The 22,814-nt window shown below is 72.3% G+C and carries 18 protein-coding genes and 1 riboswitch; of the genes, 3 read left to right on the forward strand and 15 right to left on the reverse strand.

The window, feature by feature from the left end; all coding sequences use genetic code 11:
* Positions 1-31: 31 nt before the first annotated feature.
* From AB0Q96_RS13485 to AB0Q96_RS13530, 10 genes are all read right to left on the reverse strand, one after another.
* Positions 32-1,345: a cyclopropane-fatty-acyl-phospholipid synthase family protein gene (locus AB0Q96_RS13485; RefSeq protein ID WP_365324835.1), complete on the reverse strand. Its 1,314-nt coding sequence runs from the start codon at positions 1,343-1,345 to the stop codon at positions 32-34.
* A 210-nt stretch (positions 1,346-1,555) separates the two neighbouring features.
* Positions 1,556-2,938, reverse strand: coding sequence for an NAD(P)/FAD-dependent oxidoreductase (locus tag AB0Q96_RS13490; RefSeq protein ID WP_365324837.1), 1,383 nt, complete (start codon positions 2,936-2,938; stop codon positions 1,556-1,558).
* A gap of 380 nt (positions 2,939-3,318) precedes the next feature.
* Complete coding sequence (locus tag AB0Q96_RS13495) at positions 3,319-4,239, reverse strand: Ppx/GppA phosphatase family protein (protein WP_365324840.1); 921 nt, start codon at positions 4,237-4,239, stop codon at positions 3,319-3,321.
* Entirely contained in the window at positions 4,236-4,775 is a 540-nt protein-coding gene (locus AB0Q96_RS13500; RefSeq protein ID WP_365324842.1) for a DUF501 domain-containing protein, read from the reverse strand. The genes AB0Q96_RS13495 and AB0Q96_RS13500 overlap by 4 nt, the downstream gene beginning before the upstream one ends.
* An 18-nt stretch (positions 4,776-4,793) precedes the next feature.
* On the reverse strand, positions 4,794-5,264 hold the full coding sequence (locus AB0Q96_RS13505; protein ID WP_365324844.1) for a septum formation initiator family protein: 471 nt from the start codon (positions 5,262-5,264) through the stop codon (positions 4,794-4,796).
* Positions 5,265-5,361: 97 nt separating this feature from the next.
* Positions 5,362-6,648, reverse strand: a complete 1,287-nt coding sequence (gene eno / locus AB0Q96_RS13510) for a phosphopyruvate hydratase (protein ID WP_365324846.1) — start codon at positions 6,646-6,648, stop codon at positions 5,362-5,364.
* A gap of 259 nt (positions 6,649-6,907) precedes the next feature.
* Positions 6,908-7,639, reverse strand: a complete 732-nt coding sequence (locus AB0Q96_RS13515; RefSeq protein ID WP_365324848.1) for a transglycosylase family protein — start codon at positions 7,637-7,639, stop codon at positions 6,908-6,910.
* Between the two features lie 3 nt (positions 7,640-7,642).
* Positions 7,643-7,816, reverse strand: a riboswitch (cyclic di-AMP (ydaO/yuaA leader).
* Between the two features lie 255 nt (positions 7,817-8,071).
* Entirely contained in the window at positions 8,072-9,097 is a 1,026-nt protein-coding gene (locus AB0Q96_RS13520) for a transglycosylase family protein (RefSeq protein ID WP_365324850.1), read from the reverse strand.
* 124 nt (positions 9,098-9,221) lie between these two features.
* The gene (locus AB0Q96_RS13525) at positions 9,222-10,499 is read right to left on the reverse strand and encodes a cytochrome P450 (protein WP_365324852.1); all 1,278 of its coding nucleotides are present in this window, start codon (positions 10,497-10,499) and stop codon (positions 9,222-9,224) included.
* Positions 10,500-10,590: 91 nt separating this feature from the next.
* On the reverse strand, positions 10,591-14,226 hold the full coding sequence (locus AB0Q96_RS13530) for a LamG-like jellyroll fold domain-containing protein (RefSeq protein WP_365324855.1): 3,636 nt from the start codon (positions 14,224-14,226) through the stop codon (positions 10,591-10,593).
* Between the two features lie 101 nt (positions 14,227-14,327).
* On the opposite strand from AB0Q96_RS13530, the gene AB0Q96_RS13535 reads away from it, so the two are divergent.
* A complete protein-coding gene (locus AB0Q96_RS13535) occupies positions 14,328-15,539 on the forward strand; it encodes a globin domain-containing protein (protein WP_365324857.1) in 1,212 nt (403 codons plus the stop codon).
* Between the two features lie 29 nt (positions 15,540-15,568).
* Here the strand turns inward: AB0Q96_RS13535 and AB0Q96_RS13540 are convergent, their stop codons facing one another.
* From AB0Q96_RS13540 to AB0Q96_RS13555, 4 genes are all read right to left on the reverse strand, one after another.
* Positions 15,569-16,555 (reverse strand): nucleoside triphosphate pyrophosphohydrolase, encoded by a 987-nt coding sequence (locus AB0Q96_RS13540; protein WP_365324859.1) that lies wholly within the window; start codon positions 16,553-16,555, stop codon positions 15,569-15,571.
* A 26-nt stretch (positions 16,556-16,581) separates the two neighbouring features.
* Positions 16,582-17,220 (reverse strand): SurA N-terminal domain-containing protein, encoded by a 639-nt coding sequence (locus AB0Q96_RS13545; protein WP_365324861.1) that lies wholly within the window; start codon positions 17,218-17,220, stop codon positions 16,582-16,584.
* Positions 17,221-17,301: 81 nt separating this feature from the next.
* Entirely contained in the window at positions 17,302-17,742 is a 441-nt protein-coding gene (locus AB0Q96_RS13550; protein WP_365325408.1) for a GtrA family protein, read from the reverse strand.
* 29 nt (positions 17,743-17,771) lie between these two features.
* Complete coding sequence (locus tag AB0Q96_RS13555; protein WP_365324863.1) at positions 17,772-18,737, reverse strand: glycosyltransferase family 2 protein; 966 nt, start codon at positions 18,735-18,737, stop codon at positions 17,772-17,774.
* 136 nt (positions 18,738-18,873) lie between these two features.
* Here AB0Q96_RS13555 and AB0Q96_RS13560 point away from each other — a divergent pair, with 136 nt between their 5' ends.
* A complete protein-coding gene (locus tag AB0Q96_RS13560) occupies positions 18,874-21,213 on the forward strand; it encodes a YfhO family protein (protein ID WP_365324865.1) in 2,340 nt (779 codons plus the stop codon).
* A 56-nt stretch (positions 21,214-21,269) separates the two neighbouring features.
* On the forward strand, positions 21,270-21,968 hold the full coding sequence (locus AB0Q96_RS13565) for a hypothetical protein (RefSeq protein WP_365324867.1): 699 nt from the start codon (positions 21,270-21,272) through the stop codon (positions 21,966-21,968).
* Positions 21,969-22,003: 35 nt separating this feature from the next.
* Here the strand turns inward: AB0Q96_RS13565 and AB0Q96_RS13570 are convergent, their stop codons facing one another.
* Entirely contained in the window at positions 22,004-22,810 is an 807-nt protein-coding gene (locus tag AB0Q96_RS13570) for a hypothetical protein (RefSeq protein ID WP_365324869.1), read from the reverse strand.
* Positions 22,811-22,814: the final 4 nt, after the last annotated feature.

Consider the following 22,814-nt stretch of genomic DNA (forward strand, 5'->3'; position numbering starts at 1 on the left):
AGGTCCGAACGTATCAGCGCCCTCGGGACCCCTAGGACTCCCCGGACTCCCGCGGCTCACTCCACACCCTCGGCCGCAGCCCCACGCCCGAGGCGCCCGAGCCCGGCGTCCGCACCGCCAGGAACTGGTTCACCCCGATGCGGTTGCGCTCGAAGGACACCGCCGAGGCCGCCATGTACAGGCGCCAGATCCGCGCCCGGCCCGGCGAGGTCAGCCGCACCGCCCGGTCCCAGTCCGCCTCCAGCCTCGCCACCCAGGCGCGCAGGGTCAGCGCGTAGTGCTCGCGGATCGCCTCCACGTCCCGCACCTCGAAGCCCGCGTCCTCCAGGGTCGTCAGGGTGCGGCCCATCGGCGCCAGTTCGCCGTCCGGGAAGACGTACGCGTCGATGAACGCGTCCACCTCGTACGCCTCCTCGTCCGGCTCCGGGCGGCGCGAGATCTGGTGGTTGAGCAGCCGCCCGCCGGGCTTCAGGAGCCCGTACAGCGCGTCCGCGTACTCCCGGTACTGCACCGTGCCCACGTGCTCGGCCATCCCGATCGACGAGATCGCGTCGAACGGGCCGTCCGTGACGTCCCGGTAGTCCTGCACCCGGATCTCGATCCGGTCGGTCAGCCCCTCCTCCGCGATCCGCTTGCGCGCGAACGCGGCCTGCTCCCGGGACAGGGTCACGCCGACCACCCGGGCGCCGTACTCCCGCGCCGCGTGGATCGCCATCGAGCCCCAGCCGCAACCGACGTCCAGCAGCCGGTCGCCCTCCTTCAGGCGCAGCTTGCGCGCGATCAGGTCCAGCTTGTCCCGCTGGGCGTCCTCAAGGGAGCCCTGCTCCGTCCAGTACGCGCACGAGTAGACCATCGACGGGCCCAGCACCAGCTCGTAGAACTCGTTGCCCACGTCGTAGTGGTGACTGATCGCCTGCTTGTCCCGGCGCCGGGTGTGCCGCGCGCCGCTGCGCCCGCGCATCTCCTCCAGGGGAGGCTTCGGCGGCGGGAACGGGCCGGCCAGCTTCAGGAGGGCGGCGACGGCGGCCCGCACCTTCGGGTCGCGCGCGGTCTCCAGGAGTCCGCGCGACTCCTCGCCGCGCTCCCACAAGAACCCGGCGAGCCGGTCGAGGACCGTGTAGAGGTCCCCCTCGACGTCGATCTCCCCCGCCACCCACGCCCGGGCGAGCCCGAGCTCCCCCGGCTTCCACAGCAGCCGGCGCAGGGCGCGGCGCTCGCGGATGATCAGAACCGGGCCGTCCGCGGGACCGGCTTCGCTGCCGTCCCAGGTCCGCAGTCGCACGGGGAGCGGGGCTCCCAGCACGTCTTCGGCGAGGGCGGTCAGCCGCGACGCGGCGTCGGCCATGATGAAACACCTCCGTGATCTCGTGCCCCAGAAATGCTTGTCACCAAGGGAACACCGTCGGTAGGCGTTCCACTCCCGTTCGAGGGCAACGAGTCCGGAAAAACACGCGAAGGGCGGTGCGCGGGGGTGCGTTCGAGGACCACCGCGCACGCGAAAGGGCCGTCCGCACCACGGATGGCGGACGGCCCTTTTCGGGTGTTGCTGAAGGGGTCAGGCCTTGGCCTTCTCCTGCGCCGGGGCGGCCGGCGCCGGGGCGGGCTTGGCCGCCTCGTAGAACTCCTCGCGCGGGGTCTCCATGGCGCCCAGGGAGACGACCTCACGCTTGAGGAACATGCCCAGGGTCCAGTCGGCGAAGATGCGGATCTTGCGGTTCCAGGTCGGCATCGCCATGCCGTGGTAGCCACGGTGCATGTACCAGGCGAGACGGCCCTTGAGCTTGATCTTCATCTTGCCCATGACGATCATCGCGACGCCCTTGTGCAGGCCGAGACCCGCGACGGCGCCCTTGTTGGAGTGCGCGTACTCCTTCTGCGGGAAGCCCCGCATGCCGGACACCACGTTGTCGCCGAGGACCTTGGCCTGGCGCAGCGCGTGCTGGGCGTTCGGCGGGCACCAGGCGCGCTCGGCCGGGACGCCGGCCTTGATCGCGGCCAGGTCCGGGACCTGGGCGTTGTCGCCCGCGGCCCACACGTAGTCCATGCCGTTGACCTGGAGCTTCTCGTTGCAGTCCACGTGGCCGCGGGGGCCGAGCGGCAGACCGAAGCGGGAGAGCGCCGGGTTCGGCTTCACACCGGCGGTCCACACGATCGTGCTGGAGTCGACCTCAAGGCCGTTCTTCAGGACGACGTGGCCGTCGACGCAGGAGTCCATCGAGGTCTGGAGGTAGATCTCGATGCCGCGGCCCTCGAGGTGCTCCTTGCCGTACTGGCCCAGCTTCGGGCCGACCTCGGGAAGGATCTTGTCGGCGGCGTCGACCAGGATGAAGCGCATGTCCTCGCGCTTCACGTTCTGGTAGTACTTCGACGCGTCGCGGGCCATGTCCTCGACCTCGCCGATGGTCTCCGCGCCGGCGAAGCCGCCGCCCACGAAGACGAAGGTCAGCGCCTTGCGGCGGACGTCCTCATCGGTCGTCGAGTCGGCCTTGTCGAGCTGCTCGAGGACGTGGTTGCGCAGGCCGATGGCCTCCTCGATGCCCTTCATGCCGATGCCCTGCTCGGCGAGACCGGGGATCGGGAAGGTACGGGAGACGGCGCCCATCGCGATGACCAGGTAGTCGAACGGCAGGTCGTACGCCTCGCCGACGAGCGGCGAGATCGTGGCGACCTTGCGGTCCTGGTCGATGGTGGTGACCCGGCCGGTGAGCACCTCGGCTCCGCGCACGACGCGTCGCAGCGGGACGACGACGTGGCGCGGCGAGATGCTGCCGGCGGCGGCTTCGGGGAGGAAGGGCTGGTAGGTCATGTACGACCGCGGGTCGACGACCGTGACGGTCGCCTCCGCGTAGCGCATCTTCTTGAGGATGCGCCGAGCTGCGTACAGGCCTACGTACCCGCCGCCTACTACGAGGATCCTGGGACGCTCCGTGGTGCTCATGCATCCGAGTATCCACCCCTCCCAGGGGGGGTGCTCGTGCGCCCCTTCACAAGCTTGTCGGGGTGCTCTGCTACACTCCGCCGCCCACGTGACCCAGGTCATGGTCCAGCAAAGGAACCACGGGGTGCCGGTGGACGTTGTTCACCCCCTGTGAACTGGCCCGGAGAGCCTTACGCAACGCAGAACCATGGGGTGCGTTCACACGAAGGAAACATCGAGCGAAGTGGCCTCCGCACCTGCGAAAGGGCCCTGAGAACCCCCTCGAAGGGACCAAAGGCCCTCCTCGGGCGCCATCAGGGCCCTTTCTCTTGTGAAGAACTTCACGAACTTTCCCGACGGGGCGTCGCCCAGGGGGCCCTGTCAGGGCTCATAGGCACCCGCTATGCGACGGATAGCGCGATCCCATCGAGGATGTCGTGCTCGCTGACGACCACCTCGGCGGCTCCGGTGCGCTCCATGATCTCGGCGAGGACCAGCGCGCCGGCGACGATCACGTCGACCCGGCCGGGGTGGATCACCGGGATCGCGGCCCGCTCGTCGTGGGTGGAGGCGAGCAGCCGGGCGACCACCCGGTCGACCTGCGCGCGGGAGATCCGCGCGTGGTGGATCTTCGTGGAGTCGTACTCCGGGAGCCCGAGCGCGACGGCGGCGACGGTGGTCACCGAGCCGGCCAGGCCCACCAGGGTCTCGGCCTCGGCGATCGGCACGGTCTCGGCGGCCAGGTCCAGCGCGGCCCGCACGTCGGCGCGGATCGCGGCGATCTCCTCGGGGGCCGGCGGGTCGTGCCGCACGTGCCGCTCGGTGAGCCGGACGCAGCCGATGTCGACCGAGCGGGCGGCCTCGACGTGCCGGTTGCCGACGACGAACTCGGTGGAGCCGCCGCCGATGTCCACCACCAGGCGCCGGTCGGCGCCGTGCAGCTCGCCGGTGGCGCCGGTGAAGGAGAACTCCGCCTCCTGGTCGCCGGTGATGACCTCGGGCTCGACGCCCAGGATCGCCACGACCCCGTTCACGAAGTCGGCGCGGTTCTCGGCGTCGCGGGAGGCGGAGGTGGCGACGAAACGCAGCCGGTCGGCGCCCACCCCGAACTCCTCGATGACGGCCGCGTACGCGCGGCAGGCCGCGAAGGTCCGCTCCAGCGCCTCGGGGGCGAGCCGGCCGGTCCGGTCGACGCCCTGGCCGAGCCGGACGATCGTCATCCGCCGGTCGAGCTCGATCAGCTCGCCCGTCTCCGGGTGCACGTCGGCGACGAGGAGGCGGATGGAGTTGGTACCGCAGTCGATTCCGGCGACCCGGGTCACTCGGCGGACTCCTTCTCGTCGGCGCACGGCGTCACGCACGGGCCCTTCGCCCACCACTCGGGCAGCATCGCGAGGGCCTCGTCGCCGAAGGGGTTCACGCCCGGGCCGGCCGCCAGCGAGTGGCCGACGAGCACGTGCAGGCACTTGACCCGGTCCGGCATGCCGCCGGCGCTCGGGAAGCCCTCCAGGACCTCGATGGCGTCGCGGCGCGCGATGTAGTCCTCGTGCGCGGCCCGGTAGGCGGCGGCGAGCTCCGGGTCGGTGGCGAGCCGGGCCTGCATCTCCCTCATGACCCCGTTGGCCTCCAGGGTGCCGATGGCCGAGGCCGCCTTGGGGCAGGTCAGGTAGTACGTCGTGGGGAACGGGGTGCCGTCGGGGAGCCGCGGCGCGGTCTCGACGACGTCCGGGTTGCCGCACGGGCAGCGGTGCGCGATGGCACGCAGGCCGCGGGGCGGCCGGCCGAGCTGTGCCTCGAACGCCGCGATGTCCACGTCGGTCGGCTCGGTGCGTTCGGTCTGCGGAGGAGGCGTTTCCATGGTGGATCCTGGGGTTGGTCAGTGGCGGTCGGCGCTGTCCACGCCGTCCCACAGGTTGTCGTACCAGGGGCGGTCCGTCGCACCCTGGTCGGTGCGGGGCCGGTGCTCCGCGTCCGGGTCGTTCACGGTGAAGCCGGTCTCGCCGGGCATCAGGTAGTGCAGGTGCTCGCGGGCGAGCCGGCGCACATAGGCGGGGTCCTGGAGGCGGGCCTTCTCGTCCCGCAGCTCCTCGACCCGCTGGGCGGCCTCGGCGGACCGGCGCTGCTGGTCGTCGATCTCGCCCTGCTGGGAGACGTACTGCCGCATCGGGTAGGCGAGCGCCACCACGAGCGAGCAGACGACCAGCGCGAGGAAGGCCGCGCGGCCGGTGAGGCGGGAGCGGCGGGCCTGGCGGCGGGTCTGGGAGCGGTAGACACGGGCGGCGGTCTGCTCGCCGAGCAGCCTGATCCGGGTCGCGGTCGAGAACCGGTCCCGGTCCTTCACGGCCATGTCGTACGCCTCCCCTGTCGCTTCCGGCCCTCTTCACACGCACGTCCCCGCACACGGTACGGGACCGAGTGCGGGGACGTACGGATCAGAGCAGGTGTCAGCCCTTGAAGCGCGGGAAGGCGCTGCGGCCGGCGTAGACCGCGGCGTCGTCGAGGATCTCCTCGATGCGCAGCAGCTGGTTGTACTTGGCGACGCGCTCGGAGCGGGCCGGGGCGCCGGTCTTGATCTGGCCGCAGTTGGTGGCGACGGCGAGGTCGGCGATGGTGACGTCCTCGGTCTCGCCGGAGCGGTGCGACATCATGCACTTGAAGCCGCTGCGCTGGGCCAGCTCGACGGCGTCCAGGGTCTCGGTCAGCGAGCCGATCTGGTTGACCTTGACCAGGAGGGCGTTCGCGGAGCCCTCCTCGATGCCGCGGGCGAGGCGCTCCGGGTTGGTGACGAACAGGTCGTCGCCGACCAGCTGCACCTTGGCGCCCAGCTTGTCGGTGATGACCTTCCAGCCGGCCCAGTCGTCCTCGAACAGCGGGTCCTCGATGGAGACCAGCGGGTACGCGGAGACGAGCTCCTCGTAGTACTCGGTCATCTCGGCGGCCGAGCGGGACTTGCCCTCGAACTCGTACTTGCCGTCCTTGTAGAACTCGGAGGCGGCGCAGTCGAGCGCGAGCGCGATGTCCTTGCCCGGGACGTAGCCGGCCTGCTTGACGGCCTCCAGGATGAGGTCGAGCGCGGCGCGGTTGGACTCCAGGTTCGGGGCGAAGCCGCCCTCGTCGCCGAGGCCGGTGGACAGGCCCTTGTCCTTCAGGACCTTCTTGAGGGTGTGGTAGACCTCGGTGCCCCAGCGCAGGGCCTCGGAGAAGGACTCGGCGCCGATCGGCGCGATCATGAACTCCTGGATGTCCACGTTGGAGTCGGCGTGCGAGCCGCCGTTCAGGATGTTCATCATCGGAACGGGCAGCAGGTGCGCGTTCGGGCCGCCGAGGTAGCGGAAGAGCGGCAGGTCCGAGGCCTCGGACGCGGCGTGCGCGACGGCGAGGGAGACGCCGAGGATGGCGTTGGCGCCGAGCGAGGACTTGTCCGGGGTGGCGTCCAGGTCGAACATCGCCTGGTCGATCAGACGCTGCTCGGTGGCGTCGTAGCCGACGAGCTCCGGGCCGATCTGCTCGATGACCGCGAGGACGGCCTTCTCGACACCCTTGCCCTGGTAACGGTTGGGGTCACCGTCGCGGAGCTCAAGGGCCTCGAACGCACCGGTGGAGGCACCGGACGGCACGGCAGCACGACCGGTGCTGCCGTCGTCGAGGCCGACCTCGACCTCGACCGTGGGGTTGCCTCGGGAGTCCAGGATTTCCCGGGCTACGACGACGTCGATGGACGGCACGAGCATCTCCTTCTGGGATGTGACGCTGGTTGTGACGCATGCGGCAAGGTCTCGTTCGCCTTGCGACATGAGCCTAACCGGCTCCGGGCCTCCGGCCAGCCGGACGCCCGCCCCCTGGGACGAAAAAGGACCCAAGGGCACGTATCTGAGGACGAAAGACCCGTCACTACCGATCGGTAGGGGTCTGAACGGGGAAACCCCGGTCCGGAGCGCACGGGGGAAGGCGCTACGGACCGGGGTGGTCACCGCGGGTGGGTCGTCAGGCTCACTTGAGGTGGAGCTGCTGGCCCGGGTAGATCAGGTCGGCGTTGTCGACGACGTCCTTGTTCAGCTCGAACAGCTTGGCCCAGCCGCCCTTGACGCCGTGCGCCTGGGCGATCTTGCTGAGGGTGTCGCCGGCGACGACCTTGTACTCGCCGTCGCCCTTCTGCACCTTCTTGCCGGTCGGAGTGGTGACCGTCTTCTTGGAGACGGTCTTCTTCGACGTGGTCTTCGGCGCCTGGCGCTGCTCGCTGCGGGTCGTCGGCTGCTCGGTGGAGCGCTTCGACGAGGAGGAGCTGGAGGAGGAAGAGGAGGAGCTGGGGCTCGACGAGCTCGACGAGGCGGAGCCACCGTCGTACGCGGCGTTGGAGAGACCCACGCCACAGCTCGGCCACGCGCCCTTGCCCTGGCCGGCCAGGACCTTCTCGGCGATGGCGATCTGCTGCGACTTCGACGCCTGGTTGGCGGTCGCGGCGTAGGCGGTGCCGCCGTACGCGGCCCAGGTGGAGGCCGAGAACTGCAGGCCGCCGTAGTAACCGTTGCCGGTGTTGATGGACCAGTTGCCGCCGGACTCGCACGCGGCGACGGCGTCCCACTCGGAGGTGGTGGCGGCCGAGGCGGTGCCCGCGGTCATCAGCGGGGCGGCGACGGCGACACCGGTGACGCCGACGAGCGTGGCGACGCGGGTGGCCTTGGAGGGACGGCGGTGTTTGCCCTTGTTACCGGAAAACAGCATGGGAATTCTCCTCACCGACGCCTACGAGGTGAGCTGTCGGGTTCGGGCGAGTGAGTTGCCCGGCCGCGTGTCCTTGCACGCGGCTTCACCCCAAGCCGATCGTCGGCCGTCTGTCTCAACGGCCGGGGCCGGCACTTACCTTGGGTCCCCCGGTCCTGCCTTCGGCGCTTGCGCGACGACTTCCCGTCGGTCGGCGGCAGGATTCGGCGTACCGGTCGACGGGGCCCGCGGTGGCGAGCGGTGATGACCGTAGACATAGACCCGGGGGAAGTTCAAAGACCATCAACCCGGAAATATCGCCCCTACTTGCTCCCCCGGGAGGGGTGTTTGCGCAGGTGAGGGGCGACGCAAGCAAACTTTGCGGACGTGACACGCCAGTTCGGCAAGAGAGACCCATGTCTCACTTACTCATAACGGACATTCAGCAGCGAACTACTCCGCCGCCGCGACGGTTTCGGCCTTCAACTCAAGGCTCTGACCAGGGATGATGAGGTCCGGGTCGGCGCCGACCGTGTTCTTGTTGGCGTCATAGAGGGCGGCCCACCCGCCGGGCAGCGCGTTCTCCTGCGCAATGTCCGACAGGCTGTCACCCGGCTTGACGGTGTATTCGTCGGCCTTGCCCGAGTTGTCCGCCTTCTTCCCGGCGACCGCGCTCTCCGCCGAGCCCTTACCGCCGGTCACGTCACCCGTCGACCCGTCAGCCGGGGCCGCGTGACGCCCGGATTCAGGCGTGGTGTCCGAGTTGCCCGAATTCTCCGACGCGGCGTCACCGCGGTGCTTGCCCGTGCCGGGAGAGGCCGGGTCCGTCGCGTCGGGCGTACCGGGCGTCACCGGCGTACCGGGCGTGACGGAGCCGTCCGGCGTGCCCGGCGTCGCGGAGCCGTCGGGGGTGGCCGGGGTCGCGGGCGGGGTCGTGGCGGTGCCCGACGGGGTGGCCGGGGTCACCGGGGCGGCCGGGGTGGCCGGGGTCGTGGTGCTCGCCCCCGAGCCGGCCGGACGGCCGTCCGTCCGGTTGGACTCGGCGACCGGGCCCGTGGACGCCTTGGGCTTCGCGGCGGACCCCGGGGAGACGGCGGGCTTCCTGCCGTCGTTCTTCAGGCCGGCGATCGGGGCGCAGGTGGCCCACTGGGTGTCGCCCGCGGCGAGCGCCTTGTCGGCGATGGCGATCTGCTGCGCCCGGCTGGCGAGGTCGGGGCTCGGCGCGTACGCCAGGCCGCCGTGCTTCTCCCAGCTCTCCTGGGTGAACTGGAGACCGCCGTAGAGCCCGTTGCCGAAGTTGGCGCTCCACGCGCCGCCCGACTCGCATTCGGCGACCCGGTCCCAGGTCGGGGCGTCCGCCGCGGAGGCGGAGCCGGTGGCGAGCAACGGCAGGGCCAGGGCCGAGCCGGTGACACCCGCCGCGACGACGAGGGCGGGGGCCTGGCGGGGTCTGCGGTGTCGTCCGTTCCCGGAGCGCATACGGACTGCCTTTCGCGTGGCGGCTGAGATTCCGGTGAACGTAGCGGCATTCGAACGTGAGTCACAAGTCGATGCAGCGGAGATCACGCGAAGATCACATTCTTGACGCCCCGTCAGCTATGCGTCAGTCGCGCGGCCCTTTGTGGGAAGCGCTGAACTCCACCGGAAGCGTGCGCAGGCCACGCATGATCAGCCCGCCGCGCCACCGCAGTTCCTCCGGGTCGGCCCCAAGTCGCAGGTCCGGCAGGCGAGTCAGGAGCGTCGCCAGCGCCGTCTGCCCCTCCAGGCGCGCCAGCGGAGCCCCCAGACAGTAGTGGATGCCGTGCCCGTACCCGAGATGCTGGTTGTCGCGCCGCGCCAGATCCAGGGTGCCGGGCCGGTCGAACCTCTCCGGATCGCGGTCGGCGGCGGCCAGCACCACGAGAACGGGGTCGCCGGCCGGGATCTCCTGCCCGCCGATCGTCAGCGCCCGGGTGGCGAACCGCCAGGTCGCCATCTCCACCGGACCGTCGTACCGCAGCAGCTCCTCGACGCCCGTCTCCAGGAGTCCGGTCTCGCCCGCCGCGATCGACTCCTGGAGCCGCGCCCGCTGCTCCGGGTGGCGCAGCAGCGCGTACACGCCGTTGCCGATGAGGTTGACCGTGGTCTCGAAGCCCGCGAAGAGAAGGATGAAGGCCATCGCGGCGGCCTCGTTCTCGGTCAGGTGCTCGCCGTGGTCGGAGGCCCTGATGAGCCCGGAGATCAGGTCGTCCCCCGGGGCCTCGCGCTTCTTGTGGATCAGTTCGAGCAGATAGCCGCGCATCTTCTTCACCGAGCGCGCCACCCCGCCGCGCGGCCCGCCGCCGTGCCGGATCATCATCCCGGCCCAGTCCCGGAAGTCGTCCTGGTCCTCCTCGGGCACGCCGAGCAGGTCGCAGATCGCGTAGATGGGGAGCGGGAAGGCGAACTCGTGGATGAGGTCCGCGCTCCCCTTCTCCGCGAAGCCGTCGATCAGCCGGTCCGTGAGCTCCTGCACGCGCGGCGCGAACTCCGCCACCCGGCGCGGGGTGAACGCCTTCGACACCAGCCGCCGCAGCCGGGTGTGGTCCGGCGGGTCGATGTTGAGCAGGTGGGTCATCAGCTCGGCCTTGCGCTCGCCCGGGATGCCCGTCTTGCCCTTGGCGTGCGCCGGCTCGTCGTGGTGCGCCGGGTTCTTCGACAGCCGCTGGTCGGCGAGCGCCTGCCGGGCGTCCGCGTACCGGGTCACCAGCCAGGCCTCCACCCCGCTGGGCAGCTTCGCCCGGTGCACCGGCGCGTGCTCGCGCAGCCAGGCGTAGGCGGGGTACGGATCGGTGGCGAACTCCCAGGTGAAGAGCTCGGGAGCGGGCGGCGGAACGGAAGCGGCGGAGGGCTGGTCGGGCATGCTCCCGACACTAACCCCCCGCCCCGACGGGCACGCGCCCCCGTACGGTCGCGCGGCCCGCCCGCCCGTCGTCTCCGGGCGCACTCCTCTCCTACAGGCGGGCGTACACGCCCTTCGCCGTCAGCTGGTCGAAGGCCAGCCGGACCACGGTGGCGCTCTCGACCGGCAGCGGCCCGCCCACCGTGGTGATCTCGGCGTCCGTCAGGAAGCGCCGGGTCAGCGTGAACTCGTCGAGCGAGCCCGTGAGCCGGTCCTTGTCCGCCCCCACGCTGTCGGGGCGCGCGCCGAGCCGGAGGCCGCGCACGTCGAAGCCGTCCTCGGAGGTGACGGCTCCGGCGACGGTGCCGGTGGCCACGGACCGCAGGGCGGTGCCGTCGCCGACCGACAGGGTCAGCGTGCCGCCCTGCCGGCGCAGGACGACGTGCCGCCAGGTGTCGTCGCCGAGGACGGTCCCGGCCGGGGCCGCCGCCTCCAGGCTGGTGATGCCCCGGTCGGTCTGGACGTGGGCGACGACCTTGTTCTCCTGGGAGAGGGCGCGGATCCACAGCTGGCGTTCCGAGGTTCCGGTCCCGTACGCCCAGACGAGCACCGGGCTGGTGTTGTCGGCCTGCCGGAAGCGCACCCAGGTCGCCAGGGTGAAGTCGCCCGAGCCGAGCGCGCGGTCCTCCCCGTAGGGGAGCTCCACTGCGCCGGTCCGCCCGTCGAGGTCGAGGCCCCGGCCGAACCTGCCGCCGGTGTCGGTGACGGTGGCGCCGGGGCGCACGAGGCCGTGGCCGCAGTGCCGGGAGGCGTCGGGGGTGGCGCGGGCGGCCGGGTCGTCGGCGGGGCGGCTCACCAGGTGCTGCTCGGTGTGGCCGCCTTCCATGGTCCACCAGACGTACGGGTCGCGCGGGGCGCTCGATCCGCCGACGGCCGTGGCGTAGAGGCCGGTCTCCTCGGTCGCCGTCAGGGCCCGCTTGTAGTAGCGGAAGTCGTCGAGCTGGCCGGTGAGGACGTCGGTGCCGGTGGGCTTGGAGCCGACGCGGAAGCCCTCGGGGGCGGCGATGCCGTCCGTGAAGGAGCCGGTGAGGCCCTCGGCGGTGGTGGGGGTGCCGTTGTCGACGCGCAGGCTGACGGTGGTCGCCGCGGCGTCCGGGGTGGCCTTCCTGCGGGTCAGGGTGAGGAGGTGCCAGGCGTTGTCGCCGAACGCGACCCGGTCGGCCTTCGTGTCGATCACGTCGAGCGGGATCGAGGCGCCGGCGGTCTCCAGGCGGGCCGTCAGCCGGTCGGCGGACGGCTTGGCCCGCACCCACAGCGAGGGCTTGCCGGAGGTGGAGCCGTACGCCCAGAGCAGCGCCGCGTCCTGCGGGGCGGCGGCGGAGTCGTAGCGGAACCAGAGGGCGAAGGTGAACTCGCCGCTGCCGTTGTCGACGGCGGGGACGTAGGGCACCTCGACGCCCGGGAGGTTCGGGCCGACGGCGAGGGCGCCGCCGCCGATGCGGCCCTTGACGACCGCGCTCTCGGTGCTGGTGGTGCCGAGCACGGTGCCGTCGGCGCAGTGGCCGGAGACGTCGTCCTGGATCCGGGTGTTCACGAGGGCGACCGGGTCTGCGGTGTCGATCACCTCGAAGGGCAGGTGGGCCCTGAGCGCGGCCGGGGCCACGTCCTCGGGCCTCGGGCCGCGCAGGGCGTCCCGGTCCTGGTCGGACAGGACCGTGCCGTACAGCCGGAACTCGTCGAGGGTGCCGGTGAAGCCGTCGCTGACGTCCGTGCCCGGCTTGTCGCCGAGGCGGATGCCGGCCGGGTCGGCGGTGCGCGCCGGGGCGAGCCGGCCGACGTCGGTGCGGGTGTCCTGGGCGGTGAGGTCGTCGACCCGGAGGGTGACGGCGGCGCCCTGGCGGGTGAGGACCAGGTGGTGCCAGAGGCCGTCGCCGAAGGCCCTGGCGGTCGGGTGCGCGGGCGCCTTGAGGGTCAGCGTCACGTGCTGCCCGCTGTCGCCCTCGACCCGGGCCATGACCTGGTCGTTCTGCGGCTGTACCCGGACCCACACCTGCGGCCGGGGGTCGCCGACCCCGTACGCCCAGAGCAGGGTCTGCTGCGGGGTGGTGGCGGTGGCGTCGTAGGAGAAGAAGAGGGAGTACGTGACGTCCCCGGCGCCCGGGTCGAGCTCGGGCGCGTACGGCAGGTCGGCGGAGCCGGCGTTGCCGTCGGCGCCGCCGTCCAGCGTGAGGCCCTGGCCGAAGCTCCGCGCGCCGAACCGGGCGCCCGGGGCGAGCGTGGCGCCGCTGCCGAGGTAGACGTCGGCGGCCTGGACGGTGGTGTCGGGGCTGGTGCGGCCGGCGGCCGGGGAGGTCTGCGGCAGCGCGGTGCCCTGGGCGGCGAAGGCGCCCGGGAGGCCGAGCTCGCCGACCGTGAAGCGGGTGAAGTAGAGGTGCTCGGCCGAGAAGGACTGGCCGCCCTCGTGGACCATGCCGATCTCGCCGGCGGACAGCTCGGCCAGGTCGGAGTAGCCGGCCCGGTCGCCGAGCGCCTTGGCGACCTGCCCGCCGGGGGCGTCCTGCCAGGTCTCGCCGCGGTCGTCGGAGTAGCGGATCCGCATGCCCTGGCGGAGCGTCATGTGCGAGGGCGTCGACATGAGGAGCAGGTCGCCGGGGCGGCTGCGGTAGGTCTGGCGGGGGGCGAGCAGGCCCACCTGCACGTCCGGCCCCTTGAATCCCCTGGTCAGCCCCAGCCTGGGCACCTTGAGGGCGCCGGTCGGGTCGTCGACGGCGCTCGTGTGGGTGCGGTGGCCCTCGACCTGGGTGGCGTCGGTCGCGCTGACCCGTACGTCGTAGGGGCTGCGGGCGCTGACGTAGACCTGGCCGCCGGGCAGCTCGGCCACCACCGGTTCGCCGGGCTTGGCGACGGGGGTGTCGGGGGTGCTGCCGGGCGGCGGTGCGGGCAGGTCCTTGGCGCGCAGGAAGGAGTTCTCGGTGACGCTCGCGGTCCAGTTCTGCCCGTGGTCGTCGCTGTAGAGGACGCCGGCCCGCTGGTCCTCGGACCCGGCGGTGTCGCTCGCGGTCTCGTAGGCGCCGACGACCAGGCGTCCGGCGTGCGGGCCCTCCTGGATCTGGATGCCGTGCGAGGGGCCGGTGCCGAACCACTTCTTCCCGCTCGCGGTCAGCCGCGGGATGGCGCGCGGGGCGCCGAAGCTCAGGCCGTCGTCGTCGCTCCGCTGCACCCAGGACATGCGGGTGCTGACCGGGGCGGAGGTCTCGGAGTTGGAGAGGAGGAGGACGCCGCCGTCGCGGTCGGCGACCGGCGAGGGGTTGCCGCGCACGTGCGGGGCGTCCGGGTCGGTCTCGGTGCCGGAGAGGACGACCCGGATCGGGGACCAGGTGCGTCCGTCGTTGGTGGAGCGGCGCACCACGATGTCGATGGGGCCGCGGTCCGCGCACGAGGGGGAGGTACGGCCCTCGGCGAAGGCGAGCAGCGTGCCCTTGGCCGTCTTCACCAGGGTCGGGATGCGGAAGCAGCCGTAGCCGGCGGTCCCGGAGCGGAAGAGGATCTGCTGGGTGCCGAGGTCGCCGTCGGTGGATATCCGGGTGCCGCTCGCGGCGGCGGGCGGCGCGGCGGCGAGGCCGAGCGCGGGCACCGTCGGGAGGAGGACCGCGAGGGCGGCGAGGGAGACCGGCCAGGCCCCCGGGCGGCGCCCGCCGCTATGTCGCCCGCGCTCTCGTTTGCCATGTCCATTGCGGAAGAGGTTCATGATCGAAAACCTAGACGCCCGCCCCCGGGGGAAGCCCGGATTCCGCCTCCGGCCCCGCGGTTGTGATCGTCACGTGACGCCCCGTGGCCTAGATTCACCCCGTGGATGCCCAGTTGCTCAGAAGTACGTTCGCGGTCGTCGAGAGACGGGCCGAACACGCCGTCACCTTCTTCTACTCGCACCTCTTCTGGAACAACCCGGGCATGCGCGCGCTCTTCCCCCAGGACCTGGCCCCGCAGCGCGACCGCCTCTTCGCCGCCCTCACCCACGTGGTGAACCGGCTGGAGGAGCCGGGACTCCCCCACTACCTCCGCGAACTGGGCCGCGACCACCGCAAGTTCCTGGCCACGCCCGCCCTCTACTCCGCCGTCGGCACCAGCCTGCTCGCCGCCTTCGCGCACGCCTCCGGGGCCGCCTGGACCATCGAGGCCGAGAAGGCGTGGACCGAGGCGTACGGGCGGGTCGCCGAGCTGATGACGGCCGGCGCCTCGGCCGCCGAGAAGGAGGGGCAGCCGGCCTGGTGGGACGCCGACCTCGTCGGCCACCAGCGGTACGGGGACGACCTCACCCTGCTGACCCTGCGCCCCCGCCGCCCCTACCCGTACCTGCCCGGGCAGTACGTCAGCGTCAGCACCCCGCACCTGCCCCGGATCTGGCGCACCTACTCCCTGGCCGGCGCGCCCCGCGCCGACGGCACCCTCGAACTCCATGTCAGCCGGGTCGCGGGCGGCCTGATGAGCACCGCGCTCACCGAGGTGCTGCGGGTCGGCGACACGGTGCGGCTCAGCAGCCCCGGCGGCGCCCTCACCGCCCGCACCCCGCCCGGCAAGCCCCGCACCTACATCGCCGCGGGCACCGGCTGGGCACCCGTACGGGCCCTCCTGGAGGAGGCCGCCGAGGACGAACCCGAGCTGGAGGGGCGCCTGTTCGTCGTCGCCCGCGCCAAGGAGTACCTGTACGGGAGGGCGGACGCCGAGCGGTTCCGCGCGCTCATACCCGGCCTGCACGTCACCTACATCACCGCCGCGCCCCGCCGGCCCCGCGACCAGGCCACCGAACGCCTCGTCCAGGCCCTGCGGGCGGCCGTCCACTGGCCCGCCCACGACGTCTACCTCGCGGGCCCGCCCGGCTTCCTCGGCGAGGTCGCCGAGGAACTGGAGGAGCTCGGCACCGACCCGGCGCGCGTCTTCCACGACACGCTCCCGGCCGTGGGCCGCTTCACCAAGCGCCCGAACACCCGCGCGGAGTGGCTGATCGAGCCGCCCCCGCTGCACTGGCACAACCCGGAGGCCCGCGCCCCGCGCGAGCCCTGAACCCCTCGGGGTGACCCGGCCCGCGGCCCCTACTCGGCGCCGGAGCCCTCGCCGACGCCCTCCGCCTCGCGGATCGCGTCCCGGTAGAGCCGGCCCGCCGCCCGCAGCGCCGCCTCGGGGTCGACCCCGGCGGCCTCCGCCCGCACCGCGAGCGCCAGCAGCTCGTACCCGATGCCGTCCCCCGTGGGCGGGGCGACGCCGAGCCCGGCCGTGCGCACCCGGCCCGCGAGCTTCGCCGCGAGCGCGAGGCCCGGCTGCCCGAGCGGCACCCCGTCGGTCACGGACTCCCGCCGCTTCTCGTCGGCCTTGGTCCGCAGCCAGTGCGCCTTGACCTCCTCCGGCGTCTCGGCGGTCGCGTCGCCGAAGACGTGCGGATGCCGGTGGATCAGCTTCGCCACGATCGTCCCGGCCACGTCGTCCACGGAGAACGGCTCCTCGGCGTCCTCCTCCGCGATCCGGGCGTGGAACACCACCTGGAGCAGCACGTCGCCGAGCTCCTCGCGCAGCGCCTCCCGGTCGCCGTCCTCGATGGCCTCGACGAGCTCGTACGCCTCCTCGATGGCGTACTTCGCGAGCCCCTCGTGCGTCTGCCGCGAGGACCACGGGCACTCCCGCCGGATGCGGTCCATGACCTGCACGAGGTCGAGCAGCCGGGCCCCCGGCAGGTCGTACGAGCCGGGCAGCAGCTCCAGGTCGGGCATGGTGACGCGGCCGGAGCCGGCGAGCCGGGCGAGGCCGTCGGTCAGCGCCGCGTCCCCCTCCCCCGACGGCAGCACGAGGACCGTCCGGCCCCCGGCGCACGCCTCCACCAGCTCCTGGGCCGAGGGCCGCAGGAGCTCGGCGTCGACCCCGGCCTCGCGCAGGTACGGCAGCTGGGGGTGGCCCGGGTCGGGGCACAGCACCCGGTCGGCCGCGCGCAGCGCCTGCCAGGCGGGCCAGGACAGCAGCCCGGGCGCGACGCGATGGCTGGCGGTGAGCAGGACGATGCGGCCGGGGTCAGGGTTCTGGGCGTTCACCCTTCGAACCTACCCCGGCCCACGGCTCACAGGTTCTGCTCGGGCGCCTTGCTGATCTGCCGCACCCACGGCGCGTTGTAGGCGGCGAGCTGGATCTTCTCGTCGTCCCAGCTCCCGAAGCGCGGGTTGACGTCGATCCGCAGCGCCTTGGAGGCCCGTCCGAAGGCTTCGGTGAGCTTCTTCTGGCCCTCGGGGGAGTCGGTGGCGCCCAGCTTCTCGGCGATCTTGTTCATGAGGACGGCCCGCCGGGCGACGTCGTCGATCTGGTCGGGCGCGACGCCCTGCTGCTGGAGCAGCACGGCGGCCATCTGCTGTTCGCCGCCGCTCTGGCGGGCGAAGTCGCCGCGGGCCTTCTGGATCTCCCCGCGGCTCGCGGTGACCCCGTTCTCGGCGGCGACCTTGTCGACGACCCGGTCGAAGATCAGGCTGTGCAGCTTGCGCCGGCTGAGGTCGCCGGTCTCCTTGATCAGCTGCGCGGACTGCGGCGAGGCCTGCTGGGCGGCCCGTACGTCCTCGACCTGCGCCTGCAGACTGGAGACCTCGATCCGCTGACCGCCGACGACGGCCGCCGCCCCGGGATGGGCGTCACTGCCACAGGCGGTGAGCAGCGGGGCCGCGGCGAGCAGGGCGACGGCGGAGACGGAGAGCGCGGTGCGGCGGTGCAAAGGAGCCTCCCGGCGTGGGTCGTGCGTCAGTGGGACGACCGTGCGGTGATCGATGTTAGGCAGTCGCCGTGGCCCGGGCCACTACTTGGAAGCGACTGTTTCGGTCAACGACTCACGTGTTCGGGTGGTGTCGGGTCCCAGCATGATCGTCCGGGAGAGCAGGAAGGTGACCGGGATGGCCGCCGCCGCCGCGAGCAGCGGCGCGTAGGTGCTGTCGACGGACAGCAGGTCCACCAGGACGTAGACGCCGACGGTCGTGACGACGAAGTTGGCGGCGTTGGTCAGCGGGAAGAGGAGGAACTTCCGCCAGGTGGGGCGGGTCCGGTAGGTGAAGTACGAGGTGAGGAAGAACGAGCCGACCATGGAGAGCGCGAACGCCAGGACATGGGCGGCGAGGTACGGGAGCCGGAGCCCGAGCAGCAGGTAGAGGCCGTAGTACGTGCCGGTGTTGACGGCGCCGACCAGGGCGAAGCGCACCACCTGCCCGAGGACGGCGGTGCGGGTCGTCGGCCGCGTCGGCATCGGCGTCGGCGGTGTCGGCGGCAGCGTCGTCATCGGCGCAGGAGCTCCTTGTCACGGGCGGCGCGCTGGGCCGGGACGGCCGCGTTGGTGGCCTTCACCAGGAAGTGCGGGCGCCGCTTCACCTCGTAGTAGATGCGTCCGACGTACTCGCCGACCAGCCCCAGCATCACCATCTGCACGCCCGCGAGCGCCGTGACCGTGACGAGCAGGGTCACATAGCCGGGGGTGTCCACCCCGTTCACCAGGGCGACACCGACGATCCAGGCCGCGTAGGCGAAAGCCACCGCGACCAGTGCCATTCCAAGATAGACGGCGGCCCGCAGTGGCTTGTTGTTGAAGGAGATGAGACCGTCGAGCCCGTAGTTCAGCAGCTTTCCGAAGGTCCATTTCGAACGCCCGTCCTCGCGCAGGGCATTCTCGTACGAGAAGGTCGTCGTCCGGAATCCGACCCAGGCGAAGATCCCCTTCGAGAACCGGTTGTATTCGGTCAGTTCGAGAATCGAGTCGACCGTGCGGCGGGAAAGCAGCCGGAAGTCGCCGACACCGTCGACCAGCTCGACGTCCACCAGCCGGTTGATCGCCCAGTAGTAGGCGCGGGCGGTCAGGGTGCGGGTGACCCGGTCGCCGGTGCGGGTGCGCCGGGCGATGACCTGGTCGTACCCCTCGCCGTGCAGGGCCACCATGCGGTGCACGAGCTCCGGCGGATGCTGGAGGTCGGCGTCCATGATGACGACGGCGTCACCGCCCGCGTGCTGGAGACCGGCCAGCATCGCGGCCTCCTTGCCGAAGTTGCGGCTGAAGGAGACGTAGCGCGCCCGGGGGTCGCCTGCGGCGATCTCCTCCAGGAGCGGCAGCGTACGGTCATGGCTTCCGTCGTCCACATAGACGATCTCGAATTCTCCCTCGAAACGGGAGAGTTCCTTCGTCACATGGTCGTGGAAGCGACCGATGATCTCTTCTTCGTTGAAGCACGGGACCACGATCGAGAGCAGCACGCACGACACGACAACGGGTGCGGATGTCGGCGTCGGATTCGACCGGTGACGGGCAGGCGACCATTGAATGAACTGACCTTCCCGTACACCGATTTCACACCTTCACGCCCGTTCCCGCTGCCATATTCGACACACGATGAAGATCCGGATCCCGCGTGCCGCCGGGCTCGCCGCACTGCTCACCGTGCTCGCCGTGTGCGCGGGGGACGCCGTCGCGAGCACCTTCCCGTTCGGCCGGCACCGGCGCGGTGTCAACGACCTCGCCAACCAGTTCCTGCCCTTCCACGCGCACCTGTGGGACCTGCTGCACGGGCGGGCCGACGGCGGCCTGCTGCTCAACTGGCAGTCCGGCTGGGGCAGCAGCTTCCTCCCCGACCTCGGCACCTACCTGACGAGCCCGTTCGCCCCGCTCGTCGCCCTCTTCCCGCGCGCGGACCTCGCGTACGCGCTGTACGGGATCACCGTCCTGAAGATGGCCGCCGCCGCGGCGGCGATGGCGTGGGTGCTGCCGCGGATCCGGCCCGGCGCGTGGTGGGCGGCGGGCCTGCTGGGCGCCGCGTACGGCACCTGCGGCTGGGCGCTCCTGGAGGCCGTCTACAACCCCATGTGGATGGACGGCCTGATCGCGTTCCCGCTGCTGTGCCTGGTGGGCGTGTGGGTACGGGAGGGGCGGCGGCCGCTGCTCGGGACGCTCCTCGTGGCGGCCTGCTGGACCGCGAACTTCTACACCGCCTACATGGCGACCCTCGGCGCCGCCCTCGTCCTGCTGGTCACGGCGCCGCGGTGGCGGGTGCTGCTGCGGGGCGCGGTGACCGTGCTGCTCGGGGTCGGGCTCAGCGCGCCCCTGCTGCTGCCGGTCTTCCTCGGCACCCGGCACGCCTATCCGGGCGTCGTCCGGGACTTCGCCGCGGCGGACGGCCCGGACCTGGCCGCCCGCCTGATGCCCGCCACGTACGGCTTCGCCACCCCGGCCCTCTTCGTCTTCACCGCGGTCCCGGTCCTCGCCGCCTCCCTGCTCTTCCGCCGCGACGCCCGCGCGCCCGCGGTGTGGCGGTGGCCGGTGCTGGTCGCGGCGGTCGCGCTCTCCCTCCAGTGGGGCCCGACGCACCTGGTGTGGCACGTCTTCGCCACCCCGAACGGCAGCCCCTACCGGCAGACCTTCGTGCTGGCCGGGGTCCTGGTGCTCGCCGCGTGGCAGGCCGTCGCCGACGGACCGCCGGAGCGGCGGGCGCTGCTCGGCGGCACGGGCCTGATCGGCCTGCTCGCCCTGGCGGCGCTCGGCAGCGCGCAGGCGACCGGCTGGGGCTGGGCCCTGTTCGCGGCGGGTCTCGCGGCACCCCTCGTGGTGCGCCGGGGGCGGCCCGCCGTCCTCGTCCTGGCCGCCGTCCTCGTCGCGCAGGTGGCCGCCACCACGGCCTGGGGCGACCAGGAACGCCTTGCCCGCCTCGACGACTACCCGGCGTGGAGCGCCGCCGACACCCGCCGGGCCGCCGCGCTCGCCGAGGCCGACGGCTGGCCCGCGTACCGCACCGACTCCGGCCGCCCGCAGGTCACCGGCAACGAGCCGATGCTCCTCGGCGGCCAGGGCGGCGCCTACTACAGCAGCCTCACCCCCGACGTGCTGACCCGCACCATGCGGGACCTGGGCGTCGGCTGGACCTCCCGGGGGCGCAACCTCCAGAGCCTCGACAACCCGGTGACCGACGCCCTGTTCGCGGTCGGCGCCCGCTGGCGGGACGGCGCCGTGGTCCGTACGGGCCCGACGGCACCGCTCGTGACGGTGCGCCCGCCGGGCCCGCCGCCCGCCTACGGCCCCTCCCCCTTCCGCAACCAGGAACTCCTCCTGGGCGCCCGCGTCTACGAGCCCCCGGCCGCCGGCGGCGCCTGCCGCACCGGCACCGAGACCTTCCTCTGGGCGCCCGACTTCACCGGCACCGCCCGCCTCGGCGACCGCACGGTGAAGCTGCGCGGACAGCTCCAGAAGTGGCGGGCCACCCTGACCTCCCTGGGCACCCCCGCGCGGCCCTCGGTCCCGGTCCTCACCGGCCAGGGCCACCACGGCGAACTCGCCTGCCTCGACCGCACCCGCCTGGCCACGGCCGTCGCCGCCCTCCGCTCCACCGCCCCCACCACGATCACCGTCACCTCCGACGGCTTCCGCGCCGGCCTGCGCCCCGGCACCCGGGGCACCGTCGTCCTCGCCGCCCCGCGCCTCGCCGGCTGGACCTGCGAGGGCCGCCCGGCGGACGCGTACGGCGGCCTGGTCGCGGTCCGCGCCGACGGCCGCACCTCGGTGACCTGCTCGTTCCGCCCCCCGGGCCTGCGCGCCGGACTGGGCGCGGCCGGGGCGGCGGCGCTGCTGCTGGCGGTGTGGGTGACATGGACGGCGCTCCGGTCCGGGCGGGCGCCTCTCCTCGCCGCGGCTCCCGTACCGGCGTCCCGGGCGGAATCCGACCGGAAAGCAGGCGCGCTTTAGGCCGACCACCCCTACCATTCCCTCACTTGACAGTGACTCGGGGGAGGCTGACAGGCATGAGGCTGGAACACGTGGTGTTGATCGGCCTGGTGTGCTGGGGCTTGCGCGCGCTGTTCGTGTGGGGCCGCAGGACGGCGCACCACTGGCGGCTGCCGGAGCCGTCGCTCGCCCCGGGGCAGCTGGAGATGTGCCAGGGGCAGGCGTTCCGCGCGATCTGCCGGAAGGCCACGAACCCGGGACCGCGCGTGACGATGCGGCCCTACTTCATCGAGCAGGGGTGGAACCGGGCGGACGCCCTGCGGATCCTGGAGGAGCCGCTCAAGCACAAGCTGATCAAGGTCAGGGGCTGGCGGTTCGGCGCCTACTGCGTGACGCGCAAGGGCTGGGCGGAGTACCAGAGCAAGTTCATCTGGACGGGAGGCGGAGGCGTGAACATCTCCTCGGGTACGGGCGGCTTCATCGTGGCGAACGTCAACAGCCACCAGTCGGTCGCCCACGGCGGCTACGGCAACCAGACCAACACCGGGGCCCAGATCTCCCACCAGCAGCTGATCCACGCCCTGCGGGCGGACGCGGACACCGCGACGCCCGACGAGGCGGTGCGGGCCCGGGAGTACGCCGACGACCTGGCCTCGGCCGTCGAGGGCCAGGACGCGGACCGGACGGCCCGCGTCCTCGGCCGGATCAACACGCTGCTGTCCACCGCCACGGCCGCGTTCGCCCTGACCCGCCAGTTCCTGCCGCCCGGCGCGTAGCGGCCGGGGCGACGGGGGCGGGGCGACGGGGGCGGTCACCGCAACACCTGTTGCTCCTTCGGCTTCGTCCGGTACTTCTCGTACCGCTCTCTCGCCAGCTCCTGGGAGACGGGCGTGCTCGATCCGAGCTCGAACGCGTTCGCCGGGATCTTGGAACCGAGGTCGAACTTCTCGTCCGCGGTGGCGCCGCAGTACAGGCCGACGATCCGCTGGTCGGTGGTCGCGACGAGTGCGGCGCCCGAGTCGCCCGCCTGGGAGGGGCCGCCGAGCGGTTCCATCCGGATCATCCCCGCCATGCCGACGAACCGGTCCGGATCCCTCGTGCGCTGGATGAACCCCCAGTGATCGAGGTCGACGATCCGGCCCGTCCGGACCGCCGCCGTCGCCTTTCCGATCCAGCGCACCTCTTCCCCCAGCTTGGGTTCCCGCAGTTGCAGCGGAACGGGGTCGATGCCCAGCCACCCGTGGAGTAGGCCCCAGGGGCCGTCGTAGATGCCACCGGCGATCCGCGTCGACGTCTCCGCGGGGAGGGCCTGGAAGTAGGCGAAGTCGTACAGTGCGTCCTCCCGGTTCTCGACGTCGGCGAAGTAGGCCTGCTCGTTGGGGTACAGACGGCCCGCGGAGACCCCCTCGACGTTGCCGATCTTCCGGGCGTAGCGATGCGTCAGGCAGTTGGGCTGGAAGACCGCCTCCCCCTTGAAAGGGAGGATGTGCGCGTTCGTGATCCCGATCCTCAGGCCTTCCCAGAGGACGGTGGCTCCCAGCGTCCCGGAGGTACGGGTCGGGCCGCAGTGGATCTCGTATCCGCCCGGGGTCGGCCGGACGGGCTGGTCGAGGGGCATGGCG

The sequence above is a fragment of the Streptomyces sp. NPDC093111 genome (assembly GCF_040683955.1).
Classification (GTDB): Bacteria; Actinomycetota; Actinomycetes; order Streptomycetales; family Streptomycetaceae; genus Streptomyces.

Bases quoted from the DNA above. Each gene is read 5' to 3' on its own strand.
- AB0Q96_RS13485 (WP_365324835.1), bottom strand. From the start codon at position 1,345: ATGGCCGACGCCGCGTCGCGGCTGACCGCCCTCGCCGAAGACGTGCTG.
- AB0Q96_RS13520 (WP_365324850.1), bottom strand. From the start codon at position 9,097: ATGCGCTCCGGGAACGGACGACACCGCAGACCCCGCCAGGCCCCCGCC.
- AB0Q96_RS13525 (WP_365324852.1), bottom strand. From the start codon at position 10,499: ATGCCCGACCAGCCCTCCGCCGCTTCCGTTCCGCCGCCCGCTCCCGAG.
- AB0Q96_RS13570 (WP_365324869.1), bottom strand. From the start codon at position 22,810: ATGCCCCTCGACCAGCCCGTCCGGCCGACCCCGGGCGGATACGAGATC.
- AB0Q96_RS13530 (WP_365324855.1), bottom strand. From the start codon at position 14,226: ATGAACCTCTTCCGCAATGGACATGGCAAACGAGAGCGCGGGCGACAT.
- AB0Q96_RS13505 (WP_365324844.1), bottom strand. From the start codon at position 5,264: ATGGCCGTGAAGGACCGGGACCGGTTCTCGACCGCGACCCGGATCAGG.
- AB0Q96_RS13515 (WP_365324848.1), bottom strand. From the start codon at position 7,639: ATGCTGTTTTCCGGTAACAAGGGCAAACACCGCCGTCCCTCCAAGGCC.
- AB0Q96_RS13550 (WP_365325408.1), bottom strand. From the start codon at position 17,742: ATGCCGACGCGGCCGACGACCCGCACCGCCGTCCTCGGGCAGGTGGTG.
- AB0Q96_RS13490 (WP_365324837.1), bottom strand. From the start codon at position 2,938: ATGAGCACCACGGAGCGTCCCAGGATCCTCGTAGTAGGCGGCGGGTAC.
- AB0Q96_RS13500 (WP_365324842.1), bottom strand. From the start codon at position 4,775: ATGGAAACGCCTCCTCCGCAGACCGAACGCACCGAGCCGACCGACGTG.
- AB0Q96_RS13565 (WP_365324867.1), top strand. From the start codon at position 21,270: ATGAGGCTGGAACACGTGGTGTTGATCGGCCTGGTGTGCTGGGGCTTG.
- AB0Q96_RS13560 (WP_365324865.1), top strand. From the start codon at position 18,874: ATGAAGATCCGGATCCCGCGTGCCGCCGGGCTCGCCGCACTGCTCACC.
- eno (WP_365324846.1), bottom strand. From the start codon at position 6,648: ATGCTCGTGCCGTCCATCGACGTCGTCGTAGCCCGGGAAATCCTGGAC.